Annotated in this window: 16 protein-coding genes; 7 read left to right on the top strand and 9 right to left on the bottom strand. The window is 48.4% G+C overall.

What is annotated here, in order from left to right:
- Window positions 1-276: 276 nt before the first annotated feature.
- The 4 genes from ACFW2W_RS01635 to nagA form a co-directional block, all read right to left on the bottom strand.
- Complete coding sequence (locus ACFW2W_RS01635) at window positions 277-654, bottom strand: DUF423 domain-containing protein (RefSeq protein WP_378172525.1); 378 nt, start codon at window positions 652-654, stop codon at window positions 277-279.
- 17 nt (window positions 655-671) lie between these two features.
- Window positions 672-1,085, bottom strand: coding sequence for a hypothetical protein (locus tag ACFW2W_RS01630; protein ID WP_378172447.1), 414 nt, complete (start codon window positions 1,083-1,085; stop codon window positions 672-674).
- 44 nt (window positions 1,086-1,129) lie between these two features.
- Entirely contained in the window at window positions 1,130-1,822 is a 693-nt protein-coding gene (bchM, locus tag ACFW2W_RS01625; protein ID WP_378172444.1) for a magnesium protoporphyrin IX methyltransferase, read from the bottom strand.
- A gap of 186 nt (window positions 1,823-2,008) precedes the next feature.
- Window positions 2,009-3,283: an N-acetylglucosamine-6-phosphate deacetylase gene (gene nagA / locus ACFW2W_RS01620; protein ID WP_378172441.1), complete on the bottom strand. Its 1,275-nt coding sequence runs from the start codon at window positions 3,281-3,283 to the stop codon at window positions 2,009-2,011.
- 109 nt (window positions 3,284-3,392) lie between these two features.
- Between nagA and purE the strand changes: the two genes are divergently transcribed.
- The 5 genes from purE to ACFW2W_RS01595 all read left to right on the top strand — a co-directional run bounded on the left by purE (window position 3,393) and on the right by ACFW2W_RS01595 (window position 10,320).
- Entirely contained in the window at window positions 3,393-3,914 is a 522-nt protein-coding gene (purE, locus tag ACFW2W_RS01615) for a 5-(carboxyamino)imidazole ribonucleotide mutase (RefSeq protein WP_378172438.1), read from the top strand.
- A gap of 808 nt (window positions 3,915-4,722) precedes the next feature.
- Window positions 4,723-6,318, top strand: a complete 1,596-nt coding sequence (locus ACFW2W_RS01610) for an ammonium transporter (RefSeq protein ID WP_378172522.1) — start codon at window positions 4,723-4,725, stop codon at window positions 6,316-6,318.
- A 247-nt stretch (window positions 6,319-6,565) separates the two neighbouring features.
- On the top strand, window positions 6,566-8,053 hold the full coding sequence (locus ACFW2W_RS01605) for an ammonium transporter (protein WP_378172436.1): 1,488 nt from the start codon (window positions 6,566-6,568) through the stop codon (window positions 8,051-8,053).
- Between the two features lie 94 nt (window positions 8,054-8,147).
- Complete coding sequence (locus ACFW2W_RS01600) at window positions 8,148-9,011, top strand: SGNH/GDSL hydrolase family protein (protein ID WP_378172520.1); 864 nt, start codon at window positions 8,148-8,150, stop codon at window positions 9,009-9,011.
- Between the two features lie 103 nt (window positions 9,012-9,114).
- A complete protein-coding gene (locus ACFW2W_RS01595) occupies window positions 9,115-10,320 on the top strand; it encodes a 4-hydroxy-3-methylbut-2-enyl diphosphate reductase (protein ID WP_378172433.1) in 1,206 nt (401 codons plus the stop codon).
- A gap of 73 nt (window positions 10,321-10,393) precedes the next feature.
- Here the strand turns inward: ACFW2W_RS01595 and ACFW2W_RS01590 are convergent, their stop codons facing one another.
- A complete protein-coding gene (locus ACFW2W_RS01590; RefSeq protein ID WP_378172430.1) occupies window positions 10,394-11,281 on the bottom strand; it encodes a mechanosensitive ion channel family protein in 888 nt (295 codons plus the stop codon).
- Complete coding sequence (locus tag ACFW2W_RS01585) at window positions 11,269-11,484, bottom strand: hypothetical protein (RefSeq protein WP_378172428.1); 216 nt, start codon at window positions 11,482-11,484, stop codon at window positions 11,269-11,271. The genes ACFW2W_RS01590 and ACFW2W_RS01585 overlap by 13 nt, the downstream gene beginning before the upstream one ends.
- A gap of 582 nt (window positions 11,485-12,066) precedes the next feature.
- On the opposite strand from ACFW2W_RS01585, the gene ACFW2W_RS01580 reads away from it, so the two are divergent.
- Window positions 12,067-12,891, top strand: coding sequence for an SDR family NAD(P)-dependent oxidoreductase (locus tag ACFW2W_RS01580; protein WP_378172425.1), 825 nt, complete (start codon window positions 12,067-12,069; stop codon window positions 12,889-12,891).
- 131 nt (window positions 12,892-13,022) lie between these two features.
- The gene (locus tag ACFW2W_RS01575; RefSeq protein ID WP_378172422.1) at window positions 13,023-13,583 is read left to right on the top strand and encodes an endonuclease domain-containing protein; all 561 of its coding nucleotides are present in this window, start codon (window positions 13,023-13,025) and stop codon (window positions 13,581-13,583) included.
- Between the two features lie 92 nt (window positions 13,584-13,675).
- Here ACFW2W_RS01575 and ACFW2W_RS01570 read toward each other — a convergent pair whose 3' ends face one another.
- The 3 genes from ACFW2W_RS01570 to ACFW2W_RS01560 all read right to left on the bottom strand — a co-directional run bounded on the left by ACFW2W_RS01570 (window position 13,676) and on the right by ACFW2W_RS01560 (window position 15,781).
- Window positions 13,676-14,479 carry a Uma2 family endonuclease gene (locus ACFW2W_RS01570; protein ID WP_378172419.1) on the bottom strand — a complete coding sequence of 268 codons (804 nt, stop codon included), beginning with the start codon at window positions 14,477-14,479 and terminating at the stop codon, window positions 13,676-13,678.
- Window positions 14,480-14,592: 113 nt separating this feature from the next.
- Window positions 14,593-15,132, bottom strand: coding sequence for a hypothetical protein (locus tag ACFW2W_RS01565; protein WP_378172416.1), 540 nt, complete (start codon window positions 15,130-15,132; stop codon window positions 14,593-14,595).
- Window positions 15,133-15,139: 7 nt separating this feature from the next.
- Entirely contained in the window at window positions 15,140-15,781 is a 642-nt protein-coding gene (locus ACFW2W_RS01560; RefSeq protein WP_378172413.1) for a WD40 repeat domain-containing protein, read from the bottom strand.
- Between the last annotated feature and the right edge of the window lie 138 nt (window positions 15,782-15,919).

The raw sequence follows: 15,919 nt of genomic DNA, 5'->3' as shown, positions 1-15,919 counted from the left end.
ACCTCAACCCAACCTACTAGCGTGTCTAGGCTAAAATGCTGGGTTGAGGAAATTCGCTCTCATCAAAATTTGCAAGCATTAGAGGCGTTGCTTTACTAAAGTTTAACTTATAGTAAAATTCAATTCAATATACTCATGACATCATAATTGAGTTAAGAAGAATTGTAGGTTGGGTTGAGGCAACGAAACCCAACATTAATAAGCATCTGTTGGGTTTCGTTACTCAACCCAATCTACACAGGTTTTTGACTAAAGGTTAGTTGGCAAAAGTGATGGTTATTTAAAACTGAATGCGGCAACTGCCAAACAACCCCATCCCACAATAAATGCTACTCCTCCTAGTGGAGTAATTGCTCCCAGCCACTTTACACCCGTCAGACTCAAGACATAAAGACTGCCTGAGAAAAGGACGACGCCAATGATGAAGGCGTACCCTGCTGCCACAAGCGTTGACTGTGCTGCCTCGGCGCGACTTAATAATAATGCCACCAGTAGTAAAGCTAATGCGTGATACATCTGATAACGGGCAGCCGTCTCAAAGATTTCTGTCGCCCGTTCAGTTAGTTTTTCTTTCAAAGCGTGGGAGGCAAAAGCACCAGCGGCGACGGACAACCCGCCTAAGATAGATGCGATGCATAAAAAAATCTGCGTCATCATAATTTCCGCAACTCTTATTTCAGCAGGAAGTAATAAGAAACGCCTCCTTCGTCACTTACTTTAAAATTAGCGTCGTATTCTTTAGCTCTATCATCTAAATACTGCTTTGCCTCTGCTGCTGTTAGTTTTGTCTCCATCGCAAACTGTAAGGCGGTGATACTACCATCGCCTTCTGTGAGTAGCCGGTAAAAGGTAGACTGGAGGCGATCGCCTGTTTCTTTCGAGTGTTGTTTCCGCAATCCCCACACCAGCCATCCTCCTACAGCTACCGCTGGTAGTCCTAAAACTAGACCTCCCAAAGCAGCATCTCTATCTTCCTGTTTATCCTCTGGACTGGCATTCGGATTCGGCATGGCAAAAACAATGAGCGGAATCATTAGAAAAAGACCGCCGAATGTCAGTAGCAAGCCCGCAGACAGTTTTTTCATGAGCTTCATGGTGCCCAGCTGATGTTGTCAATACAGCCGCGATCTTAACCTGACTTTCGGGTAGCTTCCAGTATGCGAGAAAAGTAAAATCGAGTCTTAGTCATTCCTTGCCGCTGAATCGAAAAGCCGTTACTTTCAAGAATCTTCACGATATCGGCTTCTCGGTGCAAATAAGCGCGAGTGGCTTTGCTGGCACCGGGGAAAAAACTGCCAATTTTTTTGAGCAAACTGAGGGCTAAAGTTTTCGGCGCAAAGCTGAGAATCATCCGAGATTCTGCCATAGAAGTGAGATGGGAAATCATCTCGGCGGCTTTGTCTTGGGGATAGTGAATTAGCACATCTAAGCAAATAACAGTGTGATATTTGCCGCTTAATGTTTCTAAATCCTGCACGGTGAAAGTAGGATTGCTAGTGTTGCCTAGAACTGCTTCGGCTCTTTCCTTGGCTTCTCCCACCATTTTTTCGGAGATATCGCTGGCATAGACTTTGGCACCGACTTCGGCGAGGGGGATGCTGAGGCTACCGACGCCACAACCAGCATCGCAGATGGATAGATTGGCTAAATTGTCATCGGCTTTCAGCCAGCTAAGTACGGTATCGACTGTCTGCTGATGTCCTTCGCGGATGTCCAATTGGACTTTATTAACTTCACCGTCGCCGTAAATGCGTCTCCAGCGATCGAAGCCGGTGGAGTTGAAATAGTCTTTGACAATTGTTTTATCGTCTGCTGCGTTCATGAAATTGGATTTTGTCGAAGTGTTCCCAACGCTTAAACTTACCATTCTGCGCGGTCAGCTGGGCGGTTGAAACCGCTGCTACACAAACTAAACCTGACGAGAGCAGGTTTCAATTACCCTTCTCGGATGAGAGTCTGTATAGCCGCGAATAACCTTTGCTAGGGCTTTGTGCAATATCTGAGTACCTTAAGAATTGGGAAATAAGCGTTGCCAGGTGAGTTCTTTGGTTGATTCGTCTAGATGCCAACGCAGCAGTTGATGAGCGGGTTGACTGAGGTAGGGGTAGCGTTTGTTGTTTTTTTGGCGATCGCGTTTTGACGGTTCTTTGAGCAACCCTATGGCGCGACGCGGGGATTCTGTGGCAAGCGCGATCGCTGTCTCGACTTCACAAATCCCCCAGCGCACTAGATTCTGCACGCCTACCAGCAGCGGTAATGTTGTCCCGGAAAGAGTTCCCTCTGGCAGTCGTGCGGTGCCGTTTTTCACTTCTATCTGCCGCGTATCCCACGGATAAATGCCATCGGGGAGTCCCAAGGGTGCTAAGGCGTCGCTAACCAGGAAAATGCCTTGCTCGGATAGTTCCCCCTGCTTCCCCTTGTTTAGGGGGGTAGAACTGGCGCGTAGCAGCAGCTGAATCATCGTCTGAGAGACGTGCTGACCATCGGCAATTAAACCACACTGTACCGCTGGATGAACCAGGGCGGCTCCTAATAATCCGGGTTCGCGGTGATGTAATCCGGGCATGGCATTGAAGGCATGAGTCACCATCGACGCCCCCAGTCTAAAAGCTTGCTGCGCTTGGGCTTCAGTGGCGAGTGAGTGTCCCAGACTGACGGTGATACCAAGACTTTGCAAATACGCGATCGCTTCCCCAGTCGGATCTAACTCTGGTGCCAAAGTAATCACTTTCACGATACCCGCATAATCCCCCAAAACCAGTTTCAGGGAGTCAATTGTCAGCGGTAATAGGTACTCGGCGGGGTGTGCGCCTCGCTTCTGGGGATTGAGAAATGGCCCTTCCAAATGTACCCCCAAAATTTCGGCAGTGGCTCGATCTTGGTGCTGGGAAGCGGCAAAATTGGAGAAAATGGAGAGCGATCGCTGAATGTTCTCAACCGATGTTGTAACGATGGTAGGCAAAAAACTATCAACGCCCTGATTCCACAGAAATTCACAAATTTCCGGTAGCTTATCGCAATTTTCTAGATTCAAGTCTGGAAATGCCAACCCCAACGCCCCGTTAATCTGCAAATCGACACCACCCAGCGATACCCAATCTCCCTCCACATCCAGCACTTGCAAATCCGCAGGTGGAACCATTTTGAATCCACTGTCCATTGACAGAATTTGCTCAATCCTGCCCTGATGAATCCAAATCTGCTGTAAGCTTTCGTAGCCTCGAAATCGAGCATTGCGAATCGCGATTGGGGCAGTAATCGATAGCGTTGTTGCGTCTGTCATCACTTTTGCGACAAGATACCTAAATTCGAGCCGACACCAGTTTATCTAACAACCAACTTGTAAAGACACGGCACTACCGTGTTCCTACCAACTGATAACTAGCGAAAAAATGACTCAACCGTTAATTGGCATCATCATGGGTAGCGATTCCGATTTACCTACAATGCAAAGCGCGATCGCAGTTTGTGAAGAATTTGGCGTAGGCTGCGAAGTCGCCATCGTCTCTGCCCACCGTACCCCAGAACGGATGGTAGAATACGCCCAACAAGCCCACCAGCGCGGCATCAAAGTGATTATCGCTGGTGCCGGTGGCGCTGCCCATCTCCCCGGAATGGTAGCGTCTCTGACACCCTTGCCAGTGATTGGGGTGCCAGTCACTAGCCGTCACTTGCAGGGCGTTGATTCCCTCTATTCCATCGTGCAAATGCCAGCGGGAATTCCTGTCGCTACTGTTGCGATTGGCAATGCGAAAAATGCCGGTTTGTTGGCTGTGCAAATCTTGGCATCCCACCAGCCAGAATTACTAGAACGAGTGCAGCAATATCGCCGCAGTTTAAGCGATTCCGTGATGGAGAAGCAGCAGCTTCTGGATGAACTCGGCTACAAGCAGTATTTGGATAAAATGCCTTAATCCTAATGGCGAGTCAGTTGTTTTTTTACGCTTGGGCGGGTAGGAGAAACGGCTGAAATCTCAAGAATATTTTTTTGATGCCAACCACTTTCTTTAGCGATAGCGAGGTACGTCAAGAAAACTGCGAATTTCATTTTTAGCGAAACTGGAGAGGCGACAGGGGCAGATTTTTTGAGATTCAGCCCAACTCTATCCGTTGAGTATTTCGCGCTTAAAGCAAAGTTGAATCTTGCCCAATAAAAGCTTGCAAGCTTGATTTTTGCTATCTCTGTAACAGTTTTTATCTGCTAGTAAAATATAAAATAGAAAAACTTGCATTTTATTTATATATAAAGTTTCTAAGAAAGCATTTTTTGAAATAAAATAATTGCTTGATTAAAGTTTCTATAAAATTGGGATTTCTGGAAAACTTCAAGCTTCTGAAGTCTGGATGAATTCGTTTAATAAATTTTAGGCATTTTAGGGGTCATCCCCCCATAGATGGATATAACCTGAGTTAGCACCAAATTCGCTCAAACTCCCGTGATTTCTACTTCCAGCAGAGTTGTGTGGGTTGAGATCCCAGAGCCAGAATTTAAAAATGTAATCCTCGATACAGAATCTCACCCCTCGGAAAATACAAAATCTTAAAATTTCCCAGACCAATTAGCCATTCCGTCTAGATGTTGATAAAGGAAAAAATCCCTAATGAGTTGCCTGTAATGGTTTGTCATATACTCACTTCAAATGACTGGATTTACTGATTTTTGACTTAACCGATGGATGTGTCGGACTGATTGAGGAAAGCGCAGTGATGATGTCTAAATTAATGCTCAAAAAGAAGAAGTCGAAAGCCAAAAAGAAGCGATTGTCTTCTAATTGGCAAGTCCAATCTCCCCGGACTGCCATGATGTTTAAGCAGTTGCAAATTGCCATTAAGCGGCTGACGCCAAGTTGGCAAGCTTGCATTCCTATCGCCACTTTGATTGTGATGGTGTGGGGTTACGCAGCAGTCGCCCAGGATGCTCCGGCGGCTGAGGGACCGACGACAGCCGAGCTGAAGGTAGCGCTAGACACCCTATGGGTAGCGATCGCTGCTTTCCTAGTGTTCTTCATGAACGCTGGCTTTTGTATGTTAGAAACTGGCTTCTGCCGCCAGAAAAACGCGGTCAACGTTCTTGCCAAAAACTTGATTGTGTTTGCTCTAGCGACCGTCGCTTTTTGGGCGATCGGTTTTGGCTTAATGTTCGGGGACGGCAATTCCTTCATTGGTATGAGTGGTTGGTTTTTGAGCGGAGCCGATAACAGTCCCGCCACAAACGATGCCTATCAAGGTATTTTTGGCTCTCTGAAATGGGCTGGCGTTCCCTTAGCTGCTAAGTTTTTGTTTCAGCTCGTATTTGCTGGAACAGCCGCCACGATTGTTTCTGGAGCGGTTGCAGAAAGAATTAAGTTTGTTGACTTCTTAATCTTCAGCCTCTTACTCGTCGGGATTGCCTACCCGCTCACCGGACACTGGATCTGGGGCGGTGGCTGGCTGCAAAACCAAGGTTTCTGGGATTTTGCCGGTTCAACGGTCGTTCACTCGGTGGGTGGCTGGGCAGCTTTGATGGGAGCCGCATTCTTAGGGCCACGGCTCGGTAAATATCAAGACGGGCAAAGCGTTGCTTTCCCTGGTCATAACCTGAGCATTGCCACCTTAGGCACTTTGATTCTCTGGTTGGGTTGGTTTGGTTTCAATCCAGGCTCCACAATGGCTGCCGATCCCAATGCTATTACTCACATTGCCCTGACAACCAACATGGGGGCTGCTGCGGGTGGAATCGCCGCTACCGCCACGGCTTGGCTGTATTTGGGTAAGCCGGATCTGTCGATGATTATCAACGGCATCCTGGCTGGCTTGGTTGCGGTGACAGCTCCCTGTGCTTTCATCAGCATTGGCAGTGCTTTGATTATTGGAGTGGTTGCCGGAGTATTAGTCGTTTTCGCAGTCACTTTCTTTGACAAGATCAAAATAGATGACCCGGTGGGTGCGACCTCGGTTCACCTGGTTTGCGGCATTTGGGGGACTCTGGCAGTGGGTCTATTTGCTGCTGGCCCTGGTGTCTATTCCTGGTACGGTGAGGGTCTTGGCCCAACCAAGGGGTTATTGCTCGGTGGTGGTCCGGGACAATTCATCACGCAACTGATTGGTGTTGTCACAGTGGGAGGCATAACCGTTCTACTCAGTACAATCTTCTGGCTGGCGCTGAAAGCGACCCTCGGTATCCGAGTCACTCCAGAAGAGGAGTTTGAAGGTTTAGATATCGGCGAACACGGCATGGAAGCCTATAGTGGATTCCTCAAGGAAGGAAGCTCTGCTGGGTTTTCTGATACTGGCAAGCATGGTGGAATGCCGACTCCGCCCGGTGAATTCGTCAAGTAATGACAGATAAGCCAAAAGAAAAGATTTTGCTCTTTTGAGTTTTGTCCTTTCCCAATAGAGTCCGCCCTATTCCCAACTTCATTGATGAGAATAGGGCGGATTTCATTTTTGTCCTCTATCTGCGGGTGAAATATTTATGAGCAGTCTCGCTAATTTGTATAATTTGATACAGAATTGCCTTGGTTGAAATTGGTGCAATCAGATTCATTTGCTCAAGAATAGCGATCGCGTTGATGGAACAGAATCAGTGATCAAGAAAGTTCTCATTACTTGGATACTCGCGTTGTGTCTTCTGGGTGGCCCGATGGTGGGAAATGCACTTACCCAAGACGCATCGCCTTCAGTCAGTCCTTCCCCGGAATTGTCTACTCCCGCAGCGCCTCCTGGGGAACCAGCCGATGCTTCGCGTCAGGAAGCGTCTCCCGCCACTGCTGCGGCTCCGAAAATCGATACAGGCGATACAGCATTTATGCTAATCTCATCAGCCCTAGTGCTGCTGATGACGCCTGGGCTGGCTTTTTTCTATGGCGGATTAGTGCGATCGCGCAACGTCCTCAACACCATGATGATGAGCTTCATCCTCATGGCAGTTGTCGGCGTTACCTGGGTGCTTTGGGGCTATAGCCTCGCCTTTGCACCCACTTCCGTGACGCCTGGAGCCGATCCTCCTTTCACTGCCAATCCCTTCATTGGCAGCCTCAACTGGCTGTTTTTGAATAACGTCGCCTTCGACCAACCCGATCCCGTCGGTTACGCTGGCACGATTCCCCATCAAGTCTTCATGGTTTACCAGATGATGTTCGCCATCATCACTCCGGCTCTGATTTCCGGGGCAATTGTGGAGCGGATGAGTTTTAAGGCATACTTCTGGTTCATACTGCTTTGGTCTACCTTTATCTACTCTCCTTTAGCTCACTGGGTTTGGGGCAAAGGCTGGATCGGTACATTTGGAGCCTTAGACTTTGCCGGAGGGACAGTCGTACACATTAGCTCTGGTGTATCTGCTCTCGTTGCCGCTTGGGTGATTGGGCCGCGAAAAAGCTTCATGGTGACACCACACGCACCCCATAACGTGCCTTACGTGTTACTCGGAATCGGTATGCTCTGGTTTGGCTGGTTTGGCTTTAATGCCGGGAGTGCTTTAACAGCAGGTTCCTTGGCAGCGGTGGCTTTCGTCGCCACGATGGTCTCTGCTGCCGCTGCGGGTCTCACTTGGGTCGTCCTAGAATGGCTACTCAGAGGCAAACCTACTGCGATTGGCATTGCCAGCGGTTTCCTAGCAGGACTGGTTGGCGTGACCCCGGCAGCAGGATACGTGAATCCGCTGGGAGCAATCTTCATCGGTTCCATCAGCTCTGTTTGCTGTTTCTATGCCGTCAGTCTCCGAGCCAAGTTGCAGTTTGACGACTCTTTGGATACCTTTCCCATCCACGGTGTTGGCGGGACGGTAGGCGCGCTTCTGACGGGTCTGGTTGCTACGACAACCGTTAACTCGGCAGGAGACAACGGCTTATTTTTCGGCAATCCAGCCCAATTATGGGAACAGATTGTCGGTGTCTTAGCAACCTACGTGTTTGCCGGGGTGGGCACTTTTGCCATCCTGAAACTTTTAGCTTTGGTGATGGATTTGCGAGCCAAACCTAGCGTTGAAGACCAAGGTTTAGACATCAACGAGCATGGTGAAGAAGGTTATGGAGAGGATTTTGCAACAGGACTGAGCTTCAAAGGCGAATAATCGGCAATATGTTCCATTGGCAGCTAGGCGATCGCTCGATTTGTGGATGCTAGCAATTTAAGATTAAATTCAACCTGTGCTGAATCTGATTAGTGTGTCCACTCGCTCGAAAACCTTTCTTCCGGCTTGGGCGCTCTTGTCCCTAGCTACCAACGGGTTGCTGATGCTAACAGTAATTTTGTTGCTGAATCGGGATCGGTGGCTGCCAGCTAGGTTACAAGCTAGCGATGCTACACCTGTAGAGCCGATCCCAGAAGACATCTCTACCAGTCTGCTGACGAAAACACTGCCTCCCACACCAGCGTTAGGACCGCGTCACCAGCTGAATTACGCTCAGTGGGTGACGCTGCTCAGGCAAGAAGCTGAGGTAGCAGCAACACAAAATCCCAAACATTTAACCGTACTGGCTGGGGATTCGCTCAGCCTGTGGTTTCCTTCGGAGCTATTGCCAACAGAGCGCACTTGGCTCAATCAAGGAATTTCTGGAGATACTTCGGCGGGTTTGCTCAACCGATTGGATGTGTTGGACGAAACTCAGCCGGAAACGATCTTGGTGATGATTGGCATTAACGACCTGATCCGGGGGGTGGGGGATCGGACAATTTTGGCAAACCAGCGACAGATTATCCGCTATCTGCGACGGGTTCATCCCCAAGCACAGATTGTTGTGCAGTCGATTTTGCCCCACGGCGGTAAAAAGTCAACCTGGGTGGGACGCGATCGCCTGATTACTATCCCTAACAGTCGCATCCGCCAACTAAACCGACAACTAGGCGCGATCGCTCGTTCGGAATCTGTCAGTTATCTCGATCTCTATCCCCTATTTGCCGATGATACTGGCAATATCCAGCCCGATCTAACGACCGATGGCTTGCACCTAAGTCCCCAAGGCTACGTGATTTGGCGCTATGCGCTTCAATTCTTCATTCAGGTGGAAACAGAACCCAGCAAGCCCTAATTAAAAATTCCTGGCTTTGACTTTGCTGGGTAACGCCAGCTGAGCCTCCAGGCATTTTATGATCGACGAGGAGAAACACCAGAATGAGAGAGGAAACAGCTGCATGGATACAAAAGCCTTTAAACGGTCATTACATAGTTCTGAGAACTACCATCGCAAGGGGTTTGGTCACGAAGCGGAAGTCGCTGGTGTCCTCAAATCCGAGTATCAAAGCCATCTCATTCAGGAAATTCGGGAAAATAACTACACCCTGAAACGGGGTGATGTCACCATCCGGTTAGCCGAATCGTTTGGTTTTTGCTGGGGCGTCGAGCGAGCTGTGGCAATGGCTTATGAAACCCGCCAGCACTTCCCTAGCGATCGCATTTGGATTACCAACGAAATTATTCACAACCCTTCTGTGAATCAGCGCTTGCAGGAGATGAACGTAGGATTTATCGCACTACACGAAGGCGAGAAAGACTTCTCCGTTGTCGATGCTGGTGATGTGGTGATTTTACCAGCGTTTGGTGCCAGCGTTCAGGAAATGCAGCTGCTCAACGACAAGGGTTGCAAGATTGTGGATACAACCTGTCCTTGGGTTTCTAAAGTTTGGAATACTGTCGAAAAGCACAAGAAAAAAGCTTACACCTCGCTCATTCATGGCAAATACAACCACGAAGAAACCGTCGCTACCAGTTCTTTTGCTGACAAGTATTTGATCGTGCTGAATTTGGCACAAGCTGAGTATGTCTCTGACTACATTCTCAATGGCGGTAATCGCGACGAATTTATGACAAAATTCAGCCGCGCTTGCTCAGATGGATTCGATCCCGACACCGATTTAGAGCGGATTGGCATTGCGAATCAAACCACCATGCTCAAGAGCGAAACCGAGCTAATCGGCAAGCTATTTGAGCGCACCATGATGAGAAAGTATGGTCCAAGCGAGTTGAACGAGCATTTCCAAAGCTTCAACACCATCTGCGACGCCACTCAAGAGCGACAAGATGCCATGTTTCAGCTAGTAGATGAAAAGCTAGATGTCATGGTGGTGATTGGGGGCTTCAATTCTTCCAATACGACGCACTTACAAGAAATCGCCATTGAGCGGAAAATTCCTTCCTATCACATCGATAGTGCCGAGCGAATTGGCCCTGGCAATCGCGTGGAGCATAAGCCTCTGGGTGGCAATTTGGAAGTTCAAGAAAATTGGCTACCGGCTGGTCCTATTGTGGTAGGAATTACTTCTGGAGCCTCAACTCCCGATAAGGTGGTGGAGGATACGATCGAGAGGATTTTTGAGCTGAAAGTGGCGGCGGTGGTTTAACAAAATAGGGAATGAATTAGTTGTGAGTTTTAAGTTTTGAGTTTTGAATTGAAGAGATCAAAACTCAAAACTTTCAGCTTTTGTCTGCACCATCCGAAACTGGGGAAGCATCGTTGAACTGCTGCTGGTTGTAGTGGTAAAGCGTGCGGATGGGGTAGGGAATGTTAATGTCAGCGCGATCGCAAGCTTGTTTGAGCGCGATCATCACCTTGGTTCTAGTCCGGCGCACATCTACTTTGTGCGGCGATGTCCAATAGCGCACGACCAAGTTAATTGAGCTATCACCAAAGCTCAGTCCATCCACTTCCGGTGCGGGTTTCGATAAGACGCCCTGGACTTCAGACACGGCTTTGAACAGAGTTTCAATGGCGTAGGGTAAAGGTGTATGGTAATCGACGCCAATTTCCAAATCCGTCCGGCGGTGGGGCATCGCCGTCAGCACTTGCACCGGACTCGTGAATACTATTGCATTTGGCACGACGATGCGCTCTCCCTGATAGGTGACAATTTGGGTGGAGCGCAGGGAGATTTCTTCAATCGTGCCCTCAAAACCGTTTACAATCACTTGATCCCCCAACCGAAACGGTTCCTGCAACAGCAGCAGCACTCCCGCCAGAAAATTTTTGAATATATCTTGAAAGGCGAAGCCAATCGCTACCGAACTGAGTCCTAGCAAACCAATGATGTCGCCCAGGCGCAAGTCTGGGAAGGCAACAACACAGGCAAAAAGAGTCCCCACCACCCAGGTTCCTACAAAACCAGTCTGCACTAGCAGCACTCTCAGCGATGGGTTTTTCAGGGCACGTCTGCCAACGCTGCTGACGATCTTCCGAACCAGATTCGCTCCGTACCGGGTTAAAAAGAGGATTGCGATCCCCATCAAAATTCCCGGTAGTGCCTCGATAGTTTGACCCATCAGGTTTAACAGGCTCTGTTGGATTTCTTTGATCAAAGCAGCCATAGGCAGGCGAAAGGGATCATCTTAGCTTTTGCCAGAATATCAAATATCTCAAAGCCGAGCGGTTTTTTCGCTTGTGGTTTGGCGTGAGCGATCGCTATTTGGTTGACTCTCTTCGGACGCCCAGTGTGTTGCACAACACCCGCAAACAGGAAGTCGCTGGCGATCGCTCCCACCGCATCACCTGACTTCCCAGAAGCTAGCACCTCTACAAATGTGGCTTTAGTAAAGCATTTGGCAGCTTTGTAACGGAATGTTAAGCAAAATTTATTAAAAATGATTGCGATTTGTTGATGCAGTTGCTAAGGTGTGCTTAAGAGTTGCTTCTGGTCAATGCTCGTATTTTAGGAGACGTGCCATCCATGCTCTACATCACACTTGGCTTTTCACCAATTCACTGATTGCAGAATTGCCTGAAACTGTATTTCTCGCTCCGGCTCTACACCAATCTTGCTAGACGGCGGAGGAATCCCTTTGTTTCACGATTCAAAACGCATTTCTCAATTTCATCTGGTTACAAACTCGTGTTCCCCTTACGTACTGCCAGTCCAACTCTTATTTAGCTGAAGTTTTCCGGAAAGACATTTCTCAGGTTTGTGTACAAAAATGGGGTTCCCTGCAAGAATTCTGAGAAATGTCTTGCTCCCAACAGTTCAGTTCAACTCATCTCTAATTACGAGTTACTGTTTTCCTCACTGCGTGCTTGGAGGATGCTACCTCTACTTGCACACCTCTACTCGGCACTAGCTTTTGTCAGCGCGGTGAGACCTCAACTGGAGAAGGTTTTAATGAATATTCAAGGAAAGACAGCTCTGATTACCGGAGCTTCCCGTGGAATTGGGCGAGCGATCGCTCTTGAACTAGCACAACAAGGAGCCAAACGCCTCTTGCTGGTGGCACGCGACGCAGATCGTTTAACAGAAGTCGCTACCCAAATCGAGGCACTTGGCGTAGAAGCCGCGATCCTGCCTTTGGATCTGGCTCAGATAGTAGAAGTGAATATAGCGATCGCCCAAGCTTGGCGAGATTATGGCCCGATTCATCTGCTAGTCAACTGTGCAGGAGTTGCACACCAAGCACCCTTCTTGAAATCTCAACTGCCAGATGTGCAGCAAGAAATCGCCATTAATTTAATGGGAATGTACACCATGACTCGTCTGGTGGCTCGACGCATGGCAACCCAACGGGAAGGAACCATTGTGAACGTTTCTAGCTTGATGGGCAAGATTGCCGCGCCGACGATGGCGACTTATTCAGCCACCAAGTTTGCAATTGTGGGATTCACCCAAGCCTTGCGCGGCGAACTTGCTGACTACAATATCCGGGTAATGGCTTTGCTGCCATCTTTGACCGACACTGACATGGTGCGAGAATTAAACTGGTTTCGCTGGGTAGTGCCCACGACTTCTCAGAAAGTCGCTCAGGCACTCGTCATCGGACTGCAAAAGGAATCACCGGAAATTTTGGTGGGATGGCAAAGTCATTTAGCCGTCTGGTGCAACCGCATTGCGCCTTGGCTGCTAGAGAAGGTTTTACTGCTGGCAGCACCCCTGTCGAAGTATAAGCAAAAGCGCTATCTCAGACTCGGAGAAGCTGGAGTAAGTTCGCGTTAAAGTCGGTTGTCAACAGGGGAATCTGATTCCATACGCGCTGTAGAGACGGGATAACTCTTGTCTCTTCAGCCCTAAACTAAAGTTTGGGCTAAGACAGCCATGAAGTAAGAGAAGGTTGCACAAAAGAGCGATTGCGTGTTTTTGATGGGGATGCGATCGCGCTGGCTTGCAATCAACAAAAATCAAATACCAACGAACAAATCGAAGATGACCAAATGACCCAAGATGAACCCATAGAACCAAAGCTTCTACGCTACTCCAATCCCCCCTCCTCCTCCGATCCCCCCTCCTCGCTTGCGGGGAGGGGGTTAGGGGGTGGGGTTCCGGGACAATCTTGGCAAACGTCGCCCCAACTCTGGGAAAAGCTCAAGCCACTGGGTCGCCAAATGCGTCATCAACCTACTCCAGCAGAAGAGAAACTTTGGCAGAGTTTAAGAAATAAGCAACTGTTGGGTTGCAAGTTTCGCCGTCAGCATTCAATCGATCGTTTTATTGTTGATTTTTACTGTAATGAAGCGCAGTTAGTGGTGGAGGTGGATGGAGAAATTCATGACTTCACTCAGGAGGAAGATGCGATCCGTCAGAAGTTTTTGGAGAGTCTGGGGTTGCGGGTTCTGCGGTTTAGGAATGAGGTGATTTTGAGTTCAATTGATGGGGTGCTGGAAGAGATTGCGGGTTGGTTGCAGGGATAGAACCCCACCCCCAACCCCCTCCCCGCAAGCGAGGAGGGGGCTAAGAGGGAGATGGGTGCGATCGCGTGAATGTGTGGGGAATGCGATCGCTTTTAAGCATCCGGATCGATACCCAATTCCCGGAGTTTCGCCGCCAATTGTTCCACCCTAGCTTGCGCCAATTCCTTTTGCTGTCGTTCCTCTTCGGCGGTAGCTTGCGCCAATTCTTTTTGCTGTCGTTCCTCCTCGACGGTAGCTTGCGCCAATTCTTTTTGCTGCCGTTCCTCCTCGGCTTGTCGCTGTACTTCTATAGCAACTTCTTCGGGTATTGGTAGTAACTGCCCTTCAGTGGTAAAGAAGCGTAGCTTTCTTTGATGGATACCTAGATATAACTCTAACTGCTGACTCCACAGCCACCCTTGGGGATTGGGTTCTATCGGCTGGTACTGACCGCCTACTAGATGAAAACCAGCAAATTCTAGCGTTACCGGGTGGAACCAGAAATAATCGGGCGTGCGAAGAATATCTTGATAAATTTGTTTCTTCACTCCCCGGTCTACGTCCGCCGTACTATTAGAGAGAATTTCTACAATTACATTCGGATACTTGCCGCTTTCTCCCCAAACAACCCAACTTTTGCGGGGACGGCGTTCGGTTCCCAGCACTACGAAAAAGTCAGGGCCTCGAAAATCCCGCGATTTAATTTGATCTTCACTGTAGTAAATTGTCAGATTCCCGCTGACATAGAAGTCATTACGGTTACGCCACCACCATTCTAAGGATGTGATGAGCGCATCCATCTGCTGTCGATGCAAGTCACTTTCCAAAGGCGGTTCGTCACTCCATAAATCAGTAGGTGGAATGACAATATCTTCCCATGTGTCGTCTGGGATATTCAAATCTTGAGCGAGAGACATGGCAATGGGGGCGTTAATGCTATGAGTCTATCGTAGCGAGGGAAGAGGGAGCGATCGCAAGTAAGGTATCTGAGATTAGCAATCTGCTTTTTGCTTGATTTTCTGGCTATAACTTATGCCTCTAATGGTTCCATCAAGCCGCGCCTTACTGCCTCACTCATTGCTTGGGCTTTCCGTAACAAGCCTTCTTCGTAAACCTGCATCAGCGCTAGTAACTCGGAACGTTCTGTTTGTGTAAGTGTCCCAGCTTGTTGTCTGTCCAACAGTCTACTCAGACTTTGGTCTCGATCCGGTTCCATCTGAAGCTGTGCTAAAGCCATCACTTCATCGTTAGATAAAGCTGATACTGGTTTAATTGCTTCCGACTGTAGACCAAGTGGTGATAGTGAAAGCTCAATTGTATCTGCCAGGACATCAGCGACATCTCGGCTGTTTAGTTGTGCTAGTCGCTCAGCTCTACGATAAACCTCATCTGGCAGGGTAACAGTGACTTGGGTACTCATAAGAATATTGTGTGTAAAAGTTTTCTTTATTGTGGCAGAGGAGAGCGATCGCGCTTGCAGTGTAGGGAATGCGATCGCGTGAATGTGTGGAGGATGCGATCGCGCGTTTGGTGTGAGGAATGCGATCGCTCTCCTCTGCCGTATCTTCAATTAACCGCTATTGCACCTGCCAAACCTTAATGGTTTTATCATAACCACCGCTAACGAGAGTTTTTCCATCAGGACTGAAAGCAACTGACTCAACATAGGATTGATGCCCAGAAAGTGTGCCGATTTCTAGTCCAGTTTGCAAATCCCATAGTTTAATGTTTTTGTCATCACTACCACTAGCAAGTATTTGACCATTAGGACTGAACGCCACAGATGTCACCTTGTCAGTGTGACCGCTAAGAGAACGAATTAGCTGTCCTGTTTGCCCGTTCCATATCATGATGTTATGGTCTTTACTACCACTAGCTAAAGTATTACCTTGAGGACTGAAGGCAACAGCACGAACACACCTTTGATGACCCTCTAAGGAGCTAATTTCTTCTCCTGTTTTCCAGTCCCAGAGCTTGATAGTTTGATCGCAACTTCCACTGGCGAGAACCTTACCATCTGGACTAAAAGCAAGCGATTTAACATGATTGGATTGGTGATTGAGGGTACGTAGTTCCATACCTGTTTTCCAGTCCCAGAGTTTAATAGTCTTGTCGTGACTACCACTCGCGAGGATTTGACCATCTGGACGGAAAGCAACCGAAAGAACCTGTTCTGAATGTCTCATAGGGAGAGTCTGGATTTCTTTCCCAGTCTTCACGTCCCAGACTCTAAGCTGTTATGCATTTAAATAGGGTATAATGGAAAGCTTAATTAAGTCAAATGAGTGCAGAAATGCCAGCGAAGAATCATCTCAATGCAGAGCAACTAAAGAAACTACACTCAGCCTTAAAAAAGG

This window comes from Coleofasciculus sp. H7-2, from assembly GCF_042747725.1.
Taxonomy (GTDB): domain Bacteria; phylum Cyanobacteriota; class Cyanobacteriia; order Cyanobacteriales; family FACHB-T130; genus FACHB-T130.
Note: the sequence above shows the minus strand (reverse complement) of the source record. Positions and strands in the feature narration are given on the sequence as shown.